This is a genomic window from Pedobacter miscanthi (assembly GCF_003315595.1).
Taxonomy (GTDB): Bacteria; Bacteroidota; Bacteroidia; order Sphingobacteriales; family Sphingobacteriaceae; genus Pedobacter; species Pedobacter miscanthi.
Genome location: NZ_QNQU01000001.1, coordinates 355,025 through 374,967 on the forward strand (window position 1 = coordinate 355,025; position 19,943 = coordinate 374,967).

Sequence of the window (19,943 nt, forward strand, 5' to 3'; positions counted from 1 at the left end):
CATGAGCGCAAAAACAATTTCGATTATTATTTTGACCGCATTACTAACAGCCTTTTTATTCCTAAATAGTGATGAGGTGCCATTTAACTTTATAGTTGCGAACGACGTTCAGGTATCTAAGCTGATAGTTATTGGTGTCTGCATTATCGTAGGTTTTATTATTGGCTTCGTGGTAGGTCGTCCGCGAAAAACGGTAAGCAGTTACGATGATGAGATCGAAAAACACCAACCGGTTTCAAACAAAAAAGAATTGAGCGACGAAGACAGGGATTACATTAGCTAGAGCCAGGATTTATAGGATTATTTGATTTTAGGATTTTAGCGTTCAGGATTTCTCATCTTAGCATTTAAGTTATGGTTTTTAGGATTATTCGATTTTAAAACTTATTTTAGTTGTAAAGAAAATCCCTATTTCTTACAGTAAATTTTAATTTATTAATATGAAATATGGCGATTTAACCGGCCGGATTATTGGCTGTGCAATGAGGGTTCATTCTTTTTTAGGATCAGGTTTTCAGGAAAAGATTTATCAAAGGGCTTTAGGCATCGAAATGGAAATCGATAAATTATCCTATAAAGAAGAAATGACAATGACCATTTTTTATCGGGATATAAAAATCGGTTTCAGAAGAGTAGATTTTTTTGTTGAAAACCAAATCATGGTAGAACTAAAAGCTGTATCTGAATTAAATGATCTACACCTCGCACAAGCAATTAATTACCTTGAAGCCTATAAACTACCTGTAGGATTATTGATCAATTTTGGAAGCCGGAGCTTGACGTTTAAGAGAGTCTACAATACGAAGCACCCTGATAACAAGAGCCAGGATTAATGTGATTTTAGGATTTTATGATCGAAAAGCAGATAAACGAAATCAAAACAACTATCCCGAGAACAAGCCAGGATTAATACGATTTAAGGATTGTAAGATCTAAAAAGTGTGAAGTGGTGTGAAATTTACAAGCCCTGATCCTGAAATCCTATCATCTTAAAAATCCTGGCTGATCGCTGTCATTATCTCCCCATACAATAAGCCACTACCCCCGCCATAATGCTGAATAATTTTTAACCCGGGTTTAACTTCGGTTAGTTTTGCTCTTAATGCTTTTTCACATGCGGCATCAATTCCATTTCCAAGCAAAACCAGGTCTATTGGCTGTGTCTGGCAGATTTCGATGGCTTCTTCATCGGTGCATACACAGATCCCTTTCCACTCAGGCCGGGCATTAAGCAATCTGTTCATTACCCCGGTAATTTCTGTATCTCTGCCGATATAAAGTATAATGGTTTGCATAATTTAAAGTTTAAAAGAATACAAAAAACAAATCGTCATTCCGACTGTGGTACCGGTTTTAACCGGCAGAGAAATACCTGGTCTCTACTCCAAGCTTTCTCCTTTTTAGTCGAAATGACGATTGTTCTAAATTAATTCAATTCCATCGGAACATCCATCAATAAAACTTCTGCTCCTGCGGTATTGGCTTTAAAGCTGATGCTATCGGTATCCCAAATACCTATGGCATCTCTTTTACCCAGCACCTGTCCGTTAATGGTTACTTCTCCGCTGATTACAAAAGCATAAACACCATTGCCAGCTTTTTTGATTTTATATTCGGTTTCGAAACCTTCATCAAAATTACCTAATGAAAACCAGGCATCCTGATGGATCCAAACACCTGCATCATCTGCATTTGGCGATAAGATCTGCTGAAAGTTATTATGGCTTGCGGCAACGTCCAGGCTTTGCTGATCGTAACGTGGTGTAACGTTTTTCTTGTTCGGGAACAACCAGATCTGCAATAAATTTAACTGCTCACCGGCATTTGCGTTAAACTCGCTATGGCTAACCCCTGTTCCGGCGCTCATCACCTGGATTTCTCCACTTTTAATCACCGCCGAATTGCCCATACTATCTTTGTGCGCAATTGCACCGGCCAACGGAATGGTAATAATTTCCATGTTATCGTGCGGGTGACTACCGAAGCCCATCCCCCCATCAATCAAGTCATCATTTAAAACCCTCAAAACCCCGAAATGCATCCTTTCAGGATTATAATAGTTTGCAAAACTGAATGAGTGGTGTGCATTTAACCAGCCATGATTAGCATGACCGCGGGTGTTTTCTTTGTGCAAAATGAACTGTGACATAAATTTCCTTTCTTATTTATGATACAAAGTTAACAGTGTTGGACGTGCTGTGCATTGATGTAGGGTAAGAAGTGAAGAGCGCTGGGCGGAGTGCGAAGAGCGTTGGGCAAAGAGCCAGGTGCAGAGGGCGCTTGGTGATGGGCGACTTGCGTTGGTAGAAGATATTTTATGTCCAGATTCTTAAACCTTTTAGTCTTTTTCCTTTGGTCTTTAGTCTTTGGTCTTTAGTCTTTCTTTAAAATTTCGCCAGTACGGCATTGCTGTTAAGCTCTCTCAAAGCATCTAAAGCCACCCAGTTTGCTTTTTTATTGTTTTGGGCGAGGATATTATTGGCCGTTTCGATACTGTGCTGATGCAGGAAAGCATTGCGTTTACCAATCTGCCTTAAAGCCCAGTTTGCAGCTTTTTTAACAAAATTGCGGTTATCGTAAGCCTCTCTTTCTATTACCGAAAGAAAAGCAAGAAAAGTTTCGTCGGGCTCCTTTTTAAGATGAACGGCTGCTTCGGCCATTAGCACAAAACCGGTACGTTTTACAAATTCAGTTTCTGCTGCAGCAAATTCAAAAGCTTTCGACTTAAAATAAGGCGTTTTAACGAAAAGATTTCCACAAGCCTGATCACATACATCCCAGGAACTGAAATCTTTTGTCCACGCGTTTATTTGTACTTCTGTTACCTGCTTATAATCTCCGATAAAGGTAGCTAATAAACGTGCTTCGTGAAATCCGGTTTTCCAGAGCAATAAAGACAGCTCCTGATTTTTACCAATCTGTTTGCCCAACTTGCGGATATTGGGTACGCGGATGCCAAAAGCTTTAGAAATATCGATTCCAAAATGGGCCATTTTTTTCAGGTAATCGGGTTCGTTGATGGATTGCAGCTCGGAAAGGATAAAATCGACATCGTTCATAACACGAATTTAGTTTTTTCAGGGAAACTTCCGAAGTCTCGGTGGGCCAACGTGTAAGGGATGCTTAGGAAGTCTGGTCCTAATTTATTTTTTCACCATATAAGACATATAAGGGCCATATAAGTTAATGTTTTCGCATTAAACTATAACGTGCCAAAAACAAGGCACTAAATCTAATAGCTAAGTTATTATTTTTTATAACCACCTCATCCTCCCTAGCTCACCTGAGTTTATATCACTTAATTCTGATAATTATACGAAAGTATCTTTTAATATCCTCAAGATGCTTTTTTTCCTATCCTTAAGATCCTTTTTAGTGCTTCAAAACATCTTTATTGCACTTCCGGAAGCACTTTTAAATAGCTTCGAAAGCCATTTTTATCCCGATGAATATAATTTGAATCAGATTGAAACTAAACATAACCAATTCTTAACACTGTTTCAGTTTTAAGTTTATACCGATCTGTTAAACTTGTTCCAATTTTACCATAACAATCAACCTTATAAAAAACCATGCAAAAAATCATGATCTGGATGCTACTCGCGTCCTGCCTTTTTACATTTGCCTGCAAAAAGAACAATTTAACTGAGGAGCAGGCCAGTACGGCAAATCAAAACAAAAACATGTTGATGGCGGGCACAGCAGCCATTAGCGCTGCAGCAAGCGTAAATGCCTACACCAATACATCTGCCTACATCAACACAGGGTTTGCATTTTTAAACCCAACACAGATTGATAAAAACCGTCAGGCAGTTGGTGGAAGCGCTTACACCGAAGTATATGGTTTTAATGTGCCGGAAGAAAACCGGGTAAGGGGCATCAGATGGAATGAAGACGATGAAACCACTTCTATCTGGCGCCCGCAGGGAATTGCCGGTTTCGCCAGGAATGGTGTACGCTATTTACTGATAAGCTGGTACGCAAAAGATGCCGCAGAGAGCAAGGGATCGAGGATCACCCTGATCGACATTAGCCCAAGTTCGGCCACTTATTTAACCTACAGGCACATTTTACTGGTACAGAACAGTCTGCCAACCGGTAGTTTGGATTATACACAATATGGATCTTACGCGCCATTAAATGTTCATGCGGGCGGCATTGCATATTTCAACGGTAAAATCTATCTGAGCAGTACCAGCCTTGGCTTAAGGGTATTCGATCTAGACAAGATTATCGAAGTAACTTCAGGAACCGGTACCGAAAATAAGTGCGGTAAAGATGCCAACGGCAATCTTTATGCATTTAATTACCGTTACATCCTGCCACAAATAGGCTATTATAAAATCAATGATGCCGATCCCTTTTCAACCGTGCAGGTAAATTATGAAAATAATCAGTTATGGACAGGGCAATATTATGCCGGAAGTGCTGATGCTTCTATTGTGCCTAAAATATTCGGGTTTCCGATCAACGCTGCCGGCGAAGTTCAAAACTCGGGTATACAAACGGTAATCCCTAAAAACAGCCTGTTTACTTCCGATCATGCCCATGGCATTCAGGGCGTTTTCAGAAAAGGAAACAGAACCTGGCTTTCGTGCACCGGATCGCCAAGCGAATCATACGGATCTACAGCACGTTTAGCGAGATATACTGATGGAGATACCAATACCACGAGGTACAGATGGCCTTACGGCGCAGAATCTTTATATCTTGAAACGCAATACAATTATTTGTGGAGCTTGACTGAGTTTGAACCTAATGCCGGTGCTAAAAACGGCAGCCAGGTTAACCGCTGCATATTTGCTGTTGATTTCTCGAAATACGAATAGTAATATCACCAAAAACAAAAAGGGAGATGTTTAAAAACACCTCCCTTTTTTATATATTTTGATTGCAGATTAAGCTAAAGCCTGCTCAATATCAGCTAAAATATCGTTAATATGCTCCAAACCGATTGATAAACGGATAGATCCCTGTTCGATACCTACTTCATTACGTTGTTCTTCGGTAAGTTTGCTGTGCGTACTCGTTGCCGGGTGCGTAGCGATAGAACGTGTATCGGCTAGGTTTGCAGAGATCGAGAACATCTGTAAACGGTCCATAAATTTACGGGCTGCATCTATGCCACCTTCAACCACAATGGTTACAATGCCACCACCCTGTTTCATTTGCTTTTTGGCAATTTCGTACTGCGGGTGTGAAGGCAGGAAAGGATATTTCACCAGCTTGATTTTCGGGTGTTTTTCTAAATATTCGGCCACTTTTAAGGCATTTTCGCAATGGCGGTCCATACGGATAGCCAAAGTTTCTAGGCTTTTAGATAAAACCCATGCATTAAAAGGTGAAAGTGATGGTCCGCTGTGACGGGCAAAACCGATCACATCGGCAATTAACTCTTTTGTGCCTAAAATAATCCCACCTAACACGCGTCCCTGTCCGTCGATATATTTAGTAGCCGAATGGATTGAAATGTGTGCACCAAATTTAATTGGTTGCTGTAAATATGGTGTTGCGAAACAGTTATCAACCACCAATAATAGATTGTGTTTTTTAGCCAGATTCCCTAAAAATTCAAGGTCGATGATATCGATACCCGGGTTTGAGGGCGTTTCAACAAAAATCATTTTGGTATTGGGTTTGATCAGTGCTTCCCAATCCTGTGGTTTGTCTAAATCAGCATAATCGAAAGTTACACCCCAGTTAGAGAAAACATTGGTTAACAATTGATGGGTAGAACCAAAAACCGAACGGCTAGAAACCAGGTGGTCGCCATTTTTTAAGAAAGCACCAAAAGTGGTAAAAATGGCCGCCATGCCGGTAGCTGTTGCAAAACCATCTTCAGCACCTTCTAAAAGGCACATTTTATCGATAAATTCTGATGTATTTGGATTGGAGTAACGGCTATAAACATTCCCTTCTTTTTCGTTTGCAAACAAAGCACGCATTTCTTCAGCATCCTCAAACTTATAACTCGAGGTAAGGTAAATTGGAGATGAATGCTCTTTATGCAAACTGCGTTCTGTTTGAGTGCGTATAGCTATGGTTTCAAAATTTTCGGATTTCATTTTTTAGTATCAAGATTTTAGTATCAAGTTCAGAGTATCAAGTATCAAGGTTGGAGTAGCAAGTATCAAGATTGGAGTAGCATGTATCAAGACTGGAGTATCAAGTATCAAGAGTGTCTTTCCTTCTTGATACTTGATACTTGATACTTAATACTTGATACTTAATACCATTCACTTCCTATCTGTTTATTTTGTAAGTAAAGTTAATTGTTGCTGAGCGGCCTAAAATATTTGAAACCGAGCAGTATTTATCGAAAGTCATTTGTAAGGCACGTTCTACCTTTTGTACACTTAAATCGCCAAAAAGGTCAAAATGAATATCAATTACATCAAAAATCGGAGGCATTTCCTCTTCTTTCCGTGTGGCACTTATTGCAATTTTAACATCATCAAGGGGTTCCTTTTGCTTTGTTAATACGTTTACCATATCAATACCACTGCAGCCACCTAAACCGATAAGCAGCATTTCCATTGGCCTGAAACCTTTACCCTCGCCACCTATCGCAGCTTTTGCATCCAGCTCTACAGTAAAACCACTCTCGTTTTCTGCTTCAAAATTAAATTTACCGCTCTTGCGGACTAGATTAATGTTCATGTTGTATCGTATCAAGTATTCAGTATCAAGTATCAAGACCTAAGCCTTAAACTTTCAACCCTAATAAATCCCTAATATTTTAAAAATTCAAAACGCTAAGCGTAAAACGCTGCCTAAATACCATAAAATACTAAGTTGTTTTTTTCCAGTTCTGGCAATTTAACCGGATGGCTAAACAGTGCAAAAACCGACGAACCGCTACCACTCATTAAAGCGAATGTTGCGCCTGCATCGTATAAACTGGTTTTTATTTGACGAATTTGGGGATATTTTGCGAAGACGGATATTTCGAAATCGTTAATAACCTTATATTTCCATGTTGTTGGATGCAAATGTATGATTTCTTTTAACGATTGCAAAGGTTTTTGAGGTTTTACATGCGCATAAGCATCGGCTGTGCTTACATGTACGGGCGGTTTTACCAAAACTTTAAACCAGGCTGACAAATCTACTTCGCACTTTTCAAATTCATCACCTTTATTGAAAGCATAAACCGGTTTGTTTTCGATAAAAAACGCGCAATCGGCACCCAGCTGACGGGCATAATCTTCCATTTTACCAACCGACAATCCCAAACTGAATTTTTCATTCAATAATTTGATCAGAAAAGCGCAGTCAGCCGATCCACCACCTAAACCCGCACCTACCGGAATGTTTTTTAACAAATCGATACGCTGTGCAGGAATATCAAAATCTTTTTTGATTAACTGATAAGCTTTAAAACATAAGTTATCGTTTGCATCGCCGGGAATATCGATCCCATGTATTTTGCAAAAAGTTTCTTCCGCATCGGTAATTTCGACTGAATCCTTAATATTGATCGGATAAAAAACAGTTTCCAGGTTGTGGTAACCATCGGCACGTTTTTCGGTGATATTTAAACCTAGGTTTATTTTTGCGTTGGGAAAAGATAACATGTTAGTCCTGAGTCGTGAGTCTTAAGTCCTGAGTCCATAATGCCGAAACCAGCAACCGTCTCATTTTGCAAACATACAAACAACTCTCGAATTTTGAATACTCCGTACGTCCCGGCTTCACGCTGGGACCACATGCCACCATTACGCACAACCGATGTTAACAATTAAACATTAAAATGATTTACAACACCTGATAAATTTTAGATATTTGTATTTTATTTATTATTTAAAATTTAAAAGCCCCGAAAGGGGTTTGGGTTGTATGAAACAATATTTAGATTTAATGCAGCATGTGCTTGATCATGGCGCTCAAAAGCACGACCGTACCGGCACCGGAACCATAAGCGTTTTTGGTTATCAGATGCGTTTTAACCTTCAGGAGGGCTTTCCGATGGTGACCACGAAGAAACTGCATTTAAAATCTATCATCCACGAACTGATCTGGTTTTTAACCGGCGATACTAATATTAAATACCTTAAAGATAATGGTGTACGCATCTGGGACGAATGGGCTGATGAAAATGGCAACCTCGGACCGGTTTATGGTTCGCAATGGAGAAGCTGGCCAACACCCGACGGACAGCATATTGATCAGATTACAAACATTATCAATACGATAAAAAACAATCCCGATTCGCGCAGGATTATTGTTTCCGCCTGGAATGTTGCCCAGATCGAGAATATGGCTTTACCTCCATGTCATGCCTTTTTTCAGTTTTATGTAGCCGATGGCAAATTAAGCTGCCAGTTATACCAACGCAGTGCAGATATTTTCCTGGGCGTTCCTTTTAATATTGCCTCTTATGCATTACTTACCATGATGGTGGCACAGGTTTGCGGTTTACAGGCCGGAGATTTTATCCACACTCTTGGCGATGCACATTTATACAATAACCACATCGAACAGGCCAACTTACAGTTAAGCCGCGAGCCTAAACCGCTTCCGACTATGAAAATCAATCCTGATGTAAAAAGCATCTTCGATTTTAAATTTGAAGATTTTACATTGGAGAACTACGAAGCACATCCGCATATTAAGGGTGTTGTTGCTGTTTAACAGAATTAGTATATTTGTATATGGAAACTTTTTCAATCAGCGTACCCGAAAAAAAAAGCAGTTTAGTTAAACAGCTTTTACTAGAGCTAGGTGTTACCATTAATACTGAAACAGAGAAAAAGCCAAACAAAACCACCGTGGCTTCGATGAAAAAGACCAGCAAAGGTGAAGGATTGACTAAATCCTCGAGTCATCCGGATTTAATGGAAAAGCTAAATTCATAATATGTACGATATATCTTTTTCAAATCAGTTTAAAAAAGATTATAAACGCTGCATAAAACGTAACTACGATATTCCTCTCTTAGAAGTAGTACTCAAAATCCTGAGAGAAGATGGAAAGCTACCTCCAAAATACAAACCGCATATTTTAAGTGGAGATTATAATGGCTTTTGGGAGTGTCATATTAAAGGAGACTGGTTGATGACCTGGCTTCAGGACGATATCAAAAAAGAAATTTACCTCGATAGGTTAGGCACACATTCCGATTTATTTTAATCTCCCCACAATTTACTTTATTACTAATGAGCAAAATATCTATAGCTGTTGCGGTAGGCGAAAATTACGCAATTGGCAAAAACAACCAGCTTTTATGGCACATGCCTGCTGATTTAAAGTTTTTTAAACAAACTACCTCTGGCCACACTGTTATTATGGGACGTAAAACCTTCGATTCTGTAGGTAAACCATTGCCAAACCGCAGGAACGTTGTAATTACAAGAGATACTGAATTAAAAATTGAAGGTGTTGAAGTAGTAAACAGTTTGGACAAAGCTTTAGAAATAACCCAAACAGAAGAAAAACCAGTATTTATTGTGGGTGGAGCGGAGATTTATCGCCAGGCCTTGCCAAAAACAGATACGCTGTACTTAACCACTATCCATCATACCTTCGATGCTGATACATTTTTTCCTGAAATTGATCGTAATGAATGGAAAGTAATCAGCAGCGAAACCCATAAAGCCGACGAGAAGAATAAATACGATTATACTTTTGAGGTTTTGGAGCGGATTTAATTTGTTAGCTCGTCATTGCGAGGAGGCTTTTTCAGTCTGCTCCCAATGACGTAATCTCAAGAAGCACCTCTACCCCTGCCAACTAAACCCGATATACGTGGATGCCCCCGATTTTTTCTATCGGGGCAGAAACATTAGCGGGACGGAACCAAACCCAAAGCCTACTGAAATTTCTTTCCAAATCAGTTTTAACCTAAAATTAGCCCTTTGAAATAAATCTGGCCTGATGAATCCTGCAGTATTATCACCCGATAAAAATTAATCTTAATAAATTATCAATTAAGGGGTTCTATAATTTAAAAATTTAATTAGATTTGCCGACTTGTTAAAAAACAGCGAAAGACAAAATTATTTTAAACAAACAATGCAAGGAAAAGGTTTTATTAAGTTTATAGCGATAGTATTGGCTATCGTTTGTGCGTATGCACTTTCTTTTACTTTGGTAGCATCCAAGGTAGAAAAAGACGCAAAAAACTATGCGAAAGGTGACTTAGCCAAAGAAAAGGCTTACTTAGATTCGATGAGTACCGAAAAAGTTTATCCAGTTGTTGGGTTTACTTATCAAGAAGTAAAAGCCAAAGAAATCAACTTGGGTTTAGACTTAAAAGGCGGAATGAACGTAACGATGGAGATATCGTTAGCTGAACTGGTTAAATCGTTAGCGGGCAACCCTACTGATGCCAACTTCAACAAAGCAGTTCAAAACGCACAAATCCAGTTGAATGCTGGCGGTAAAGACTACATCAAAATTTTCGTTAACGAATTCGAAAAATTAAGTCCGGGTGTAAAACTTGCTGATTTCTTTTCGAATCAGGATAACGCATCGCAATTAAAACCAAACGCAAGCAATGGCGACGTTGAATCTTTCTTAGAAAAAGAAGCAACCAGCGCTATCGATCGTTCGTTTACTGTATTACGTTCGCGTATTGATGGTTTCGGGGTAGTAAGTCCGAACATGCAAAAACAAGAAGGTAGTAACCGTATCCTTATCGAAATGCCAGGTGTGCAGGATAAAGAGCGTATTGCTAAACTTTTACAGGGTTCTGCGGAATTACAGTTCTGGCAGGTATACCAGGTACAGGAAGTTGCACCTTTATTAGAAAACATTAACAAAACTTTAGCAGCAACATTAAAAGCTGATGCTCCTGCAACTAAAGATACAACTGCTGCTCCGGCTGCTGGTGGTAAATTAGCCGGTTTAGAAAAAGCCGCTGCTAAAGACAGTACAGTTAAAGGTGGTAAACTTGCCGGTTTAGGTAAAAAAGATTCTACAGCGGTTAGAGCTGAGTTATTAAAATCTAACCCACTTTACGCAGTGCTTAACCTTCCGATCTATCAGGGACAAAACGGACAGCAACAATTAATGCCAGGTGCAGTTGTTGGTATGTCGTTACAAAAAGATACTGCAAAAGTTAATGCATATTTAAGAATGCCTGAGGTTGCTGCTGCAATTCCATCTACGATGAAATTTATGTGGAGCGTTAAACCAAGAGAAGGTTCTAAAGTTTTCGAATTATATGCCATTAAAGTAGTAAGTGCTGATGGTAAACCGGATTTAGGTGGTGAAGCAATCAGCGATTCTCGTGCCGATTTTGATCAGAAAGGTAAACCAGAAGTAACCATGTACATGACCAGCGAAGGTTCTGCTAAATGGAAAAAAATTACTGCTGAAGCTGCTGCTGATCCAAATAACAAAAAATCAATCGCTATTGTATTAGATAACCAGGTTTATTCTGCGCCAACTGTACAAAACGAAATTGCTGGTGGTGTATCTTCTATCACCGGTAACTTTACACAGGCTGATACTAAAGATTTATCAAACATCTTAAAAGCGGGTAAATTACCTGCTCCTGCACGTATTGCCGGTAGTTATATTGTTGGTCCTACTTTGGGCGCACAAGCTATCCACGATGGTTTAATCTCTTTCGTAATCGCGTTTATCGTAATCCTGATCTTCATGGCGTTGTATTATCACCGTGCGGGCTGGGTGGCCAACTTTGCATTGTTGATCAACTTATTCTTCGTGATCGGTATTTTGGTATCGTTAGGCGCTGTATTAACTTTACCTGGTATCGCCGGTATCGTGTTAACCATCGGTTTATCAGTTGATGCGAACATCCTTATTTTCGAACGTGTACGTGAAGAACTTGCACATGGCAAAAGCGTTGCTGCTGCCATTAAAGAAGGTTTCAAACATGCAATGCCTTCAATTATCGACTCAAACGTTACCTTATTCATTTTAGGTGCTATCCTTTATGTTTTCGGTAGCGGTCCGGTTCAGGGTTTTGCAACTACATTGTGTATCGGTATCCTTTCTTCATTATTTGCTGCCGTAGCTATCTCAAGGGTAATTTTCCAATCGTTCTTGGATCGCAAAATCGAAATCAACTTCGATAACAGCTTAACCCGTAATGCCTTTAAAAACTTAGCATTCAACTTTGTTGGCCGTCGTAAAATTTATTACATCATCTCTACCATCATCATCGTTGCCGGTATTGGTATGTACTTCAAAAATGGTGGTTTAAACCTAGGTGTTGATTTTAAAGGTGGTAGAACTTATTTAGTTCATTTTGATAAAGCGGTAAACACTGAAGATTTAAAATCTAAATTAACCCCTGCTTTCGGTAACGAAACCCCGGAGGTTAAAACTGCTGGTGAAGACAGCCAGGTTAAAATTACCACTACTTTCCACATCGAAGATCAGGACATTAAAACTGATAAAGTTGTAGAAGATGCTTTAAACAAAGGTTTGGCAGGTTCTAAATTCGAAATCGTAAGTTCGCAGAAAGTAACCCCTATTATCGCAAGTGATATCGTTAACGGTGCTTTCTACGCAGTATTGATTTCATGTTTGTTCATGTTTATCTACATCGTAGTACGATTCAAAAAATGGCAATATGGATTAGGTGCGGTAATCGCATTATTCCACGACGTTTTAATGGTATTATCTTTCTACACTATTTTAGATGGTATCATGCCATTCTCATTAGAAATCGGTCAGGATTTTATCGCAGCAATTTTAACAGTGATGGGTTATACCATGACAGAAACAGTTGTTGTATTCGACCGTATCCGTGAGAAACTAAAAGAAGCTGGTAAAGAAGATTTACATGGCGAAGAGCGTAACAACTTAATCAACTTCGCATTGAACAGTACTTTAAGCCGTACCATTTTAACATCATTAACCGTATTCTTCGTGTTATTGGTAATCTTTATCTTCGGTGGAGATAGCATCCGCGGATTTATCTTCGCCTTGTTAATTGGTCGTATCATCGGTACTTATTCATCATTATGTATCTCTACTCCTATCGTAATCGATTTGGGTAGCTCTGCAGAGAAAAAATAAGATCCAAAATCTTAAAATATATAAGCGCTCCGATTTATCGGGGCGCTTTTTTTTGTGCCAAACCTCGCAGGTTTTGAAAACCTGCGAGGTTTAAAAGACAGAAACAAAGCTCTTTATTTATTTTGAAAAGCAAATCCTGAGTTCTTCGGTTCCGGTGGTCCTGCTCTACATTCCAATCTTTTTAATTAACTGTCATGCTGAGGTATGAAGCATCTGTTTCATCGGTTGCTGGTGCTTCGTGCCTCAGCATAACAGCATGTTCAGGGTTGCTGCAAATTAAAAAGGATTTCCATTCCTATCAGGTTTAATTCATTTAAGACAATACTAAAAACCTGCAAAATCCCACCTTCGTCATCACAGCGTTATATATTGATCATTCATCCGAAATCGTTCCTAAAACCGCATTTTTTAAACCTTTTGGCTACCTTTTTGTTACGTTAGCAATAGATAAACCGATACGAAATGGATTTACAACTTCCTAAAAGCGAATACCCTAGAGTAGTTATTGTTGGTGGCGGATTTGGCGGGATTGAGTTAGCTAAACGTTTAAAAAACAAACCTTTTCAGGTGGTTATGCTCGATAAACATAACTATCATACTTTTCAACCACTACTTTATCAGGTGGCTACTGGAGGTTTAGAAGCCGATTCTATTGCTTTTCCCCTACGCAAGATTTTTAAAGGACAAAAAAACCTTATTTTCCGTGTTACCAAAGTTACCGAAGTAAATGCAGCAGAAAATTGTCTGCAAACCGATATAGGCAGGGTTAATTACGATTATTTGGTTATCGCTACGGGTTCGACCAGTAATTTCTTTGGCAATAAAGAAATCGAGGCCAACTCAATGCCAATGAAATCAATCCCTGAAGCATTGGATTTAAGAAGTTTGATTTTACAGAATTTCGAAAAATCACTGATCGAAAAAGATCCCGATAAAAAAAGCGCGCTGTTAAACTTTGTTGTGGTAGGCGGCGGTCCAACAGGTGTAGAAACCTCCGGAGCCATTGCAGAGCTTAAAAAGCATGTTATCCCGAACGATTATCCCGAAATGGATCTCAGCAGGGTGAATATCTATCTTGTAGAGAATTCTCCCGAACTGCTGGGTGTAATGTCGCCCCAGGCACAGAAAAAAGCAAAAGATTTCCTTACCAATATGGGCGTTCAGGTGATGAACGAAACCCGGGTGCTGGGCTATGATGGACACACGCTTACCTTACAGGATAAAGCGCCCATTTTAAGTTCTACCGTAATATGGAGTGCTGGTGTTAAAGGTGAAGTTCTGGCTGGTTTAGACAAAGCTGAAATCGTTCGTGGGGGAAGATTAAAAACCGACACTCAAAATTTGGTGGCAGGTTATCAGAATATTTATGCCATTGGCGATGTAGCCGCCATTATTGATGAAGAAACACCAAACGGTCACCCCGGAGTTGCCCCTGCTGCCATTCAACAAGGACATCATCTGGCCAAAAACCTGCTTAATATTAAAGAAAACAAACCTTTAGAGAAATTTAAATATTTAGACAAAGGATCGATGGCCACCGTAGGCCGTAATAAAGCAGTGGTAGATATTGGTAAAATCCGTTTTCAGGGTGTTTTTGCATGGTTTACCTGGATGTTTGTACACTTAATGACATTAGTAGGCTTCCGTAATAAAATTATCGTTTTCGTAAACTGGATCTGGAGTTATTTCAGCTACGACCGCGGCACGCGTTTAATCATCAGAACCTTTGCGAAAGACAGAAGCGTTGATTACAGAGAGGAAGTTGCGGATGAAGTTCATTAGTTCGTTTTCTAATGGTTAACTGGTTAATTGTTGAAATTGGTTAACTGATGCAGAATGTTTAATGAGTTAATTGTTTATATTGATCTATTGTTAATTGCTTAATTATTAACTGCAAATGCCAATGGAGAACTGTGCTTTTTATTATTGGTTTATTGTTAATTGCAAAAACCAACGGAGTATTGAATTGCGCCAAATTGGTTACACATCATAGCCATTAACCATCGCACCATGAACTATCAACAATAAAACCATCAAACAATAAAACAATTAATTCAAGTGACAAATTTTTTTTCCTTTGCGGAAAACTTTGCGCATTTTGCGTTAAACCAAAAATATGAGCCAAAATAAATTTAAATTAGTAGAATGTCCGCGCGATGCCATGCAAGGGCTGCACGATTTTGTTCCTACTGAACTTAAAGTAGAGTATTTAAATCTTTTGCTTCAGGTAGGTTTTGATACGCTTGATTTTGGAAGTTTTGTTTCGCCAAAAGCCATTCCACAAATGAAGGATACAGCAGAAGTTCTGGCGAATCTAGATTTAAGCCGCACTTCTACCAAACTTCTGGCCATTGTAGCCAATTTAAGAGGTGTAGAAGATGCAGTAAAGCACCAGGAGGTGGATTACCTTGGTTTTCCATTTTCTATCTCTGAAACCTTCCAGCAACGTAATACCAACTCGAGCATTACACAATCTTTAGCTACCGTTGAAGAGATGCTTAACTTATGTGATAAGAATAATAAAAAAGCAGTCGTTTATTTATCGATGGGTTTTGGAAATCCTTATGGCGATGAATGGAATTACGAGATTGTTGAAAAATGGGCTGATGTGCTGGTAAGCAAGGGTGTCGAAATTTTATCCTTGGCAGATACTGTTGGCGTTTCTACACCCGAAAAAATTGAAAGTATATTGCCTAAACTGATTTCCAGGTTTAACAACACAGAGGTGGGTATCCATTTGCACTCTACTCCTGCCGAACGCTTCGAAAAAATAGAAGCTGCATACCGTTCAGGAGTTAAACGTATAGATTCTGCTCTAAAGGGTTTTGGGGGCTGCCCAATGGCTGCTGATGACCTTACGGGCAATATTGCTACCGAAGATGTTATTGGCTTTTTAAATGCAAAAGGAGAAAAGTTGAATCTTGATATGGGTAAATGGAATGATGCCATGGTTTTATCGGGGAAGGTGTTTGGGTAGTTCTGTTTTTCCCAAGGTTCGTCATTTCGAGTCACGAAGTAACCCTACTACTATGGATGGGGTAAATTATTTCAAGGCCTAACACAACTTTAACTTGTTATCATTTCATCCTCCACAAAGTCGTCATTGCGAGGTACGAAGCAATCTTACTACCATGGGTTGGCACATTAACTCAAATCCAGCGATTGCTTCGTGCCTCGCATTGACGATTTTCGTTGAATGCTTTCTGCTTATCTGCAATAAATTTCCTTTTAAACTTTCTTTACCATTTTAAAATGCTGTATCCCAGCCTCCTCAAACTGATCGCCTTCGGCCACGAAACCAAATTTTGCATACAAGCTCATGGCATCCAGTTGAGAGTTTAAATAAATATAATGCGCATCTTCTGGCAGGTCGGATAAAGCTTCGGCAATTAATGCACGGCCAACGCCCTGTCCTCTAAAATCTTTTAAAACAGCAAAACGTTCCAGTTTATAACCTAAATCAGTTTTACGCCAACGGCAGGCACCACAAGGCTGTCCGTTACTGGTGGCTAAAAAATGTGTCGATTCATCTTCATGCTCCCACTCCAGTTCCGGCGGACAATTTTGTTCTTCTACAAATACAATTTTACGGATAGCAAATACCTTATCTAAATCTTCAGGGTGGTTAACTTTTTGGACGTGCAGACTCATTATCGTGGTGTTTAAAGTGTTTATTCGATTTTAATTTCAATTCATTTAACTCTTTGGCTACATCTATCGAATGCGAGCAATGAATATCGGCCTCTTTTTTGGCAAGTGTAGCAATCGTAACGTAAAATTTATGTAACTGATCCAATTCTTTCTCGCTCAGGTCTTCAATATCAACCATCCGGTTACTTGCGCCCTGTTGTGCGGCAATTAATTCGTTCAATTTTAGCTGAATAGCCTTACCATCCTTGTTTTGTGCTTTCTGGATCAGGAAAACCATTAAAAAAGTAATAATCGTAGTACCTGTATTGATCACCAATTGCCAGGTTTCAGAATAATTGAATATTGGCCCGCTCACAGCCCAGATTACTACGATTGCGGTTGCGCTGATAAATGCAGCAGAACTCCCCGTAAACTTCGTTGCCGCGTTAGCGAATTTCTCAAAAAAACTATTTTTTTTGGTACCGTTTTTAGATTTTGCCATTACAATTTGTTTGCTTAAATATAACCATAAAACAAACAAAAACGCCATAAGTTTTTTAAACCTATGGCGCTTTTGTTAATTATTGAATGATTGATTTTTTGAATGATTGAATATAAATTCAGCCTTCCAAACCAATCAAAACTTATAGTTTATCATTTACGTTGATACAGTTCAGATCTTCGAAAGCAGTGGTTAAACGTTTCACAAAAGTTTCTTCCCCCTTACGTAACCAAACGCGTGGATCGTAGTATTTTTTGTTTGGTTTATCATCGCCATCAGGGTTACCGATTTGGCCTTGAAGATAAGCCTCATTCTTTTTGTAATATTCTAAAATACCTTCCCAAAATGCCCATTGCATGTCGGTATCGATATTCATTTTAATAGCACCGTAAGAAATAGCTTCCCTGATTTCTTCCTGCGAAGAACCAGAACCACCGTGGAAAACGAAATTGATCGGTTTCTCTGCAGTTAAATTGAATTTTTCTTTGATGAAATCCTGAGAGTTTTTCAAAATTACCGGTTGCAATTTTACGTTACCTGGTTTATAAACACCATGTACGTTACCAAAAGCAGCAGCTACAGTAAAACGTGGAGAAACTTTGCTTAATTCTTCGTAAGCATAAGCTACTTCACTAGGTTGTGTATATAATTTTGAGCTGTCTACATCACTGTTATCCACGCCATCTTCTTCACCACCGGTTACGCCAAGCTCAATTTCGATTGTCATGTTCATTTTAGCCATGCGCTCCAAATATTTTGCAGAAATTTCCATGTTTTCTTCAATCGGCTCTTCCGATAAATCAAGCATGTGTGATGAAAACAATGGTTTTCCGGTTTCAGCGAAGAATTTTTCACCGTGGTCTAAAAGTCCGTCAATCCAAGGCAATAATTTTTTAGCGGCGTGGTCGGTATGTAAAACCACGGCAACACCATAATGTTCTGCCAATAAATGTACATGTTTAGCTGCCGATACAGCACCTAAAATACATGCTTGCAATTTCTCGTTATCTAATGATTTACCAGCATAAAACTGTGCACCTCCATTTGATAACTGAATCATAACAGGCGAATTTACTGCCTTTGCAGTTTCCAATACCGCGTTAACCGTATTGGTACCGGTTACGTTTACTGCTGGTAAAGCAAACTGATGTTTTTTAGCCTGCTCAAACAATTCTTGAACGGCATCTCCGTAAATTACGCCTTTGTAGCCTTTTAAACTCATTTCTTGTTAATTTTATTAAGTCCGAAGTTATAAAAAAAAATAACATTACAAGCTTTTGTAACAACAGAATTATTTGCCTAACAGCAAAATAAGGCCTATTTAGTGTAAAAAACACATTATCCTTAGTGTAAAAAAGACACACTAGGAGAAATAATCAAATCACAATGATCAAATTAAAGAATAATCAAATTTCAATAATCAATGATCAATTTGAGCAATAATCAAATTCCTGTAACCAATGATCAAACATTGCAATGCGTTTAGAAAAAAAGATTGTTTACACTCAATTTATATATTATGTTCTGATAATTGTTAGTTCGCTTTGCTAGTCTGATTATTAGAATTTGATCATTGCTTATTAATGCTTGGTCATTGTGGTTTGATCATTGGTTATTAATAATTGGTTATTGGTAATTCTTTATCTTAATTATATTTTTCGTTTCTTTGCAGTCCAATTCTTTAAAAAATTATATGGCTTGGTTTAAAAGAGAGAATAAAGGTATCATTACCACAACTGAAGAGAAAAAGGAAGCACCGGATGGTTTGTGGAATAAATGTCCAAATTGTAAGAAACCGCTACATCAGGCAGAACTTCAGGAAAACAAATATGTTTGTCATTACTGCAATTACCACCTGAGAGTAGGCTCAAAAGAATATTTCGAGGTTTTGTTTGATAATAACGAGTTTAAAGAGCTGTTCCCTAACTTAACATCTGGCGACCCTTTAAACTTTAACGATAACAAACCTTATACCGACAGGATTAAAGAAAGTCAGGCTAAAACAGGCCTTAAAGACGCTATCCGTGCAGGTGTAGGTAAAATTGAAGGTCAGGACCTGGTTATTGCCTGTATGGATTTCGCTTTCATCGGTGGATCAATGGGTTCGGTTGTGGGTGAAAAAATTGCCCGTTCAATTGATTACAGCATTAAACACAAAGTTCCTTTCCTGATGATCTCCAAATCAGGTGGTGCCCGTATGATGGAAGCCGCATTTTCATTGATGCAAATGGCCAAAACATCAGCTAAACTGGCGCTATTAGCACAGGCTAAGGTTCCATACATTTCTTTATTAACCGATCCAACTACCGGTGGTGTAACCGCATCTTATGCCATGCTTGGCGATATCAACATTGCCGAACCAGGCGCATTAATTGGTTTTGCTGGTCCGAGGGTAATTAAAGAAACCATTAAAAAAGATTTACCAAAAGGTTTCCAGACTGCAGAATTCGTGCTGGAACATGGTTTCCTTGATTTTATTGTGGATAGAAGAGCCATGAAAGCTAAATTAGGCGCTTTTATTAAGATGATGAATAACTAGAATTTGTTTAACCGGTTAATTGTTTAACTGGTTAATTGATAATAAGAAAAGCAGGGCTTGAATAACTTAGGTTAATTCAGCCCTGCTTTTCGTTTCAAGTCCTCGTTACACTCCGGGCTTTTCACTGCAATCAGGTTTATATTCCGCAGGCCTGTAATTCTTTGGTATGGCAGTTCCTAGCGAGTGCTACAACCACCCCGCCCTGCGGGCATTTATTAAGAGGGGGAATTAAGCAAACTTTAAAATCTTCACAACCTTTCCGAAGAACTCATCTGG

Annotated in this window: 20 protein-coding genes; 11 read left to right on the plus strand and 9 right to left on the minus strand. The window is 38.9% G+C overall.

All coding sequences use genetic code 11. The annotated features are described in order from the left end of the window. Nucleotide 1: 1 nt before the first annotated feature. Together DRW42_RS01570 and DRW42_RS01575 are read left to right on the plus strand one after the other, a co-directional pair. A complete protein-coding gene (locus DRW42_RS01570) occupies nucleotides 2-283 on the plus strand; it encodes a LapA family protein (RefSeq protein ID WP_113947055.1) in 282 nt (93 codons plus the stop codon). Between the two features lie 157 nt (nucleotides 284-440). Further along, complete coding sequence (locus DRW42_RS01575) at nucleotides 441-833, plus strand: GxxExxY protein (protein WP_113947056.1); 393 nt, start codon at nucleotides 441-443, stop codon at nucleotides 831-833. Nucleotides 834-989: 156 nt separating this feature from the next. Here DRW42_RS01575 and DRW42_RS01580 read toward each other — a convergent pair whose 3' ends face one another. The 3 genes from DRW42_RS01580 to DRW42_RS01590 all read right to left on the minus strand — a co-directional run bounded on the left by DRW42_RS01580 (nucleotide 990) and on the right by DRW42_RS01590 (nucleotide 3,059). After that, on the minus strand, nucleotides 990-1,295 hold the full coding sequence (locus tag DRW42_RS01580; protein ID WP_113947057.1) for a response regulator: 306 nt from the start codon (nucleotides 1,293-1,295) through the stop codon (nucleotides 990-992). A 131-nt stretch (nucleotides 1,296-1,426) separates the two neighbouring features. Next, on the minus strand, nucleotides 1,427-2,149 hold the full coding sequence (locus tag DRW42_RS01585; protein WP_113947058.1) for a pirin family protein: 723 nt from the start codon (nucleotides 2,147-2,149) through the stop codon (nucleotides 1,427-1,429). A 235-nt stretch (nucleotides 2,150-2,384) separates the two neighbouring features. Then, nucleotides 2,385-3,059 (minus strand): DNA alkylation repair protein, encoded by a 675-nt coding sequence (locus DRW42_RS01590; protein WP_113947059.1) that lies wholly within the window; start codon nucleotides 3,057-3,059, stop codon nucleotides 2,385-2,387. A gap of 513 nt (nucleotides 3,060-3,572) precedes the next feature. Between DRW42_RS01590 and DRW42_RS01595 the strand changes: the two genes are divergently transcribed. Then, nucleotides 3,573-4,829 (plus strand): hypothetical protein, encoded by a 1,257-nt coding sequence (locus DRW42_RS01595; protein WP_113947060.1) that lies wholly within the window; start codon nucleotides 3,573-3,575, stop codon nucleotides 4,827-4,829. A 69-nt stretch (nucleotides 4,830-4,898) separates the two neighbouring features. Here DRW42_RS01595 and DRW42_RS01600 read toward each other — a convergent pair whose 3' ends face one another. From DRW42_RS01600 to ispE, 3 genes are all read right to left on the minus strand, one after another. After that, nucleotides 4,899-6,065, minus strand: a complete 1,167-nt coding sequence (locus tag DRW42_RS01600) for a trans-sulfuration enzyme family protein (protein ID WP_113947061.1) — start codon at nucleotides 6,063-6,065, stop codon at nucleotides 4,899-4,901. A 178-nt stretch (nucleotides 6,066-6,243) separates the two neighbouring features. Next, nucleotides 6,244-6,660, minus strand: a complete 417-nt coding sequence (locus DRW42_RS01605; protein ID WP_113947062.1) for an OsmC family protein — start codon at nucleotides 6,658-6,660, stop codon at nucleotides 6,244-6,246. A gap of 113 nt (nucleotides 6,661-6,773) precedes the next feature. After that, complete coding sequence (gene ispE, locus DRW42_RS01610) at nucleotides 6,774-7,577, minus strand: 4-(cytidine 5'-diphospho)-2-C-methyl-D-erythritol kinase (protein ID WP_113947063.1); 804 nt, start codon at nucleotides 7,575-7,577, stop codon at nucleotides 6,774-6,776. Between the two features lie 262 nt (nucleotides 7,578-7,839). On the opposite strand from ispE, the gene DRW42_RS01615 reads away from it, so the two are divergent. The 7 genes from DRW42_RS01615 to DRW42_RS01645 all read left to right on the plus strand — a co-directional run bounded on the left by DRW42_RS01615 (nucleotide 7,840) and on the right by DRW42_RS01645 (nucleotide 15,973). Continuing rightward, on the plus strand, nucleotides 7,840-8,634 hold the full coding sequence (locus DRW42_RS01615) for a thymidylate synthase (RefSeq protein WP_113947195.1): 795 nt from the start codon (nucleotides 7,840-7,842) through the stop codon (nucleotides 8,632-8,634). A gap of 20 nt (nucleotides 8,635-8,654) precedes the next feature. Further along, entirely contained in the window at nucleotides 8,655-8,858 is a 204-nt protein-coding gene (locus tag DRW42_RS01620; RefSeq protein WP_113947064.1) for a hypothetical protein, read from the plus strand. Nucleotide 8,859: 1 nt separating this feature from the next. After that, nucleotides 8,860-9,132, plus strand: coding sequence for a type II toxin-antitoxin system YafQ family toxin (locus DRW42_RS01625; protein ID WP_113947065.1), 273 nt, complete (start codon nucleotides 8,860-8,862; stop codon nucleotides 9,130-9,132). A 26-nt stretch (nucleotides 9,133-9,158) separates the two neighbouring features. Then, entirely contained in the window at nucleotides 9,159-9,650 is a 492-nt protein-coding gene (locus tag DRW42_RS01630; protein WP_113947066.1) for a dihydrofolate reductase, read from the plus strand. A 364-nt stretch (nucleotides 9,651-10,014) separates the two neighbouring features. Beyond that, nucleotides 10,015-12,996, plus strand: coding sequence for a protein translocase subunit SecDF (gene secDF / locus DRW42_RS01635; protein WP_113947196.1), 2,982 nt, complete (start codon nucleotides 10,015-10,017; stop codon nucleotides 12,994-12,996). Between the two features lie 462 nt (nucleotides 12,997-13,458). Further along, nucleotides 13,459-14,778, plus strand: a complete 1,320-nt coding sequence (locus DRW42_RS01640; RefSeq protein ID WP_113947067.1) for an NAD(P)/FAD-dependent oxidoreductase — start codon at nucleotides 13,459-13,461, stop codon at nucleotides 14,776-14,778. Nucleotides 14,779-15,112: 334 nt separating this feature from the next. Continuing rightward, entirely contained in the window at nucleotides 15,113-15,973 is an 861-nt protein-coding gene (locus DRW42_RS01645) for a hydroxymethylglutaryl-CoA lyase (RefSeq protein ID WP_113947068.1), read from the plus strand. Nucleotides 15,974-16,224: 251 nt separating this feature from the next. On the opposite strand, the gene DRW42_RS01650 is transcribed toward DRW42_RS01645, so the two are convergent. From DRW42_RS01650 to fbaA, 3 genes are all read right to left on the minus strand, one after another. Then, nucleotides 16,225-16,647, minus strand: a complete 423-nt coding sequence (locus tag DRW42_RS01650; RefSeq protein WP_113947069.1) for a GNAT family N-acetyltransferase — start codon at nucleotides 16,645-16,647, stop codon at nucleotides 16,225-16,227. Further along, nucleotides 16,622-17,128 (minus strand): low affinity iron permease family protein, encoded by a 507-nt coding sequence (locus DRW42_RS01655; protein WP_113947197.1) that lies wholly within the window; start codon nucleotides 17,126-17,128, stop codon nucleotides 16,622-16,624. The genes DRW42_RS01650 and DRW42_RS01655 overlap by 26 nt, the downstream gene beginning before the upstream one ends. A gap of 142 nt (nucleotides 17,129-17,270) precedes the next feature. After that, entirely contained in the window at nucleotides 17,271-18,350 is a 1,080-nt protein-coding gene (fbaA, locus tag DRW42_RS01660; protein WP_113947070.1) for a class II fructose-bisphosphate aldolase, read from the minus strand. Between the two features lie 471 nt (nucleotides 18,351-18,821). Between fbaA and accD the strand changes: the two genes are divergently transcribed. Beyond that, a complete protein-coding gene (accD, locus tag DRW42_RS01665; protein ID WP_113947071.1) occupies nucleotides 18,822-19,667 on the plus strand; it encodes an acetyl-CoA carboxylase, carboxyltransferase subunit beta in 846 nt (281 codons plus the stop codon). The last annotated feature ends 276 nt before the right edge of the window (nucleotides 19,668-19,943 follow it).

Bases quoted from the DNA above. Each gene is read 5' to 3' on its own strand.
- accD (WP_113947071.1), top strand. From the start codon at position 18,822: ATGGCTTGGTTTAAAAGAGAGAATAAAGGTATCATTACCACAACTGAA.
- fbaA (WP_113947070.1), bottom strand. From the start codon at position 18,350: ATGAGTTTAAAAGGCTACAAAGGCGTAATTTACGGAGATGCCGTTCAA.
- DRW42_RS01575 (WP_113947056.1), top strand. From the start codon at position 441: ATGAAATATGGCGATTTAACCGGCCGGATTATTGGCTGTGCAATGAGG.
- secDF (WP_113947196.1), top strand. From the start codon at position 10,015: ATGCAAGGAAAAGGTTTTATTAAGTTTATAGCGATAGTATTGGCTATC.
- ispE (WP_113947063.1), bottom strand. From the start codon at position 7,577: ATGTTATCTTTTCCCAACGCAAAAATAAACCTAGGTTTAAATATCACC.
- DRW42_RS01595 (WP_113947060.1), top strand. From the start codon at position 3,573: ATGCAAAAAATCATGATCTGGATGCTACTCGCGTCCTGCCTTTTTACA.
- DRW42_RS01570 (WP_113947055.1), top strand. From the start codon at position 2: ATGAGCGCAAAAACAATTTCGATTATTATTTTGACCGCATTACTAACA.
- DRW42_RS01585 (WP_113947058.1), bottom strand. From the start codon at position 2,149: ATGTCACAGTTCATTTTGCACAAAGAAAACACCCGCGGTCATGCTAAT.
- DRW42_RS01605 (WP_113947062.1), bottom strand. From the start codon at position 6,660: ATGAACATTAATCTAGTCCGCAAGAGCGGTAAATTTAATTTTGAAGCA.
- DRW42_RS01650 (WP_113947069.1), bottom strand. From the start codon at position 16,647: ATGAGTCTGCACGTCCAAAAAGTTAACCACCCTGAAGATTTAGATAAG.
- DRW42_RS01620 (WP_113947064.1), top strand. From the start codon at position 8,655: ATGGAAACTTTTTCAATCAGCGTACCCGAAAAAAAAAGCAGTTTAGTT.
- DRW42_RS01645 (WP_113947068.1), top strand. From the start codon at position 15,113: ATGAGCCAAAATAAATTTAAATTAGTAGAATGTCCGCGCGATGCCATG.
- DRW42_RS01615 (WP_113947195.1), top strand. From the start codon at position 7,840: ATGAAACAATATTTAGATTTAATGCAGCATGTGCTTGATCATGGCGCT.
- DRW42_RS01600 (WP_113947061.1), bottom strand. From the start codon at position 6,065: ATGAAATCCGAAAATTTTGAAACCATAGCTATACGCACTCAAACAGAA.
- DRW42_RS01580 (WP_113947057.1), bottom strand. From the start codon at position 1,295: ATGCAAACCATTATACTTTATATCGGCAGAGATACAGAAATTACCGGG.
- DRW42_RS01590 (WP_113947059.1), bottom strand. From the start codon at position 3,059: ATGAACGATGTCGATTTTATCCTTTCCGAGCTGCAATCCATCAACGAA.
- DRW42_RS01625 (WP_113947065.1), top strand. From the start codon at position 8,860: ATGTACGATATATCTTTTTCAAATCAGTTTAAAAAAGATTATAAACGC.
- DRW42_RS01630 (WP_113947066.1), top strand. From the start codon at position 9,159: ATGAGCAAAATATCTATAGCTGTTGCGGTAGGCGAAAATTACGCAATT.
- DRW42_RS01655 (WP_113947197.1), bottom strand. From the start codon at position 17,128: ATGGCAAAATCTAAAAACGGTACCAAAAAAAATAGTTTTTTTGAGAAA.
- DRW42_RS01640 (WP_113947067.1), top strand. From the start codon at position 13,459: ATGGATTTACAACTTCCTAAAAGCGAATACCCTAGAGTAGTTATTGTT.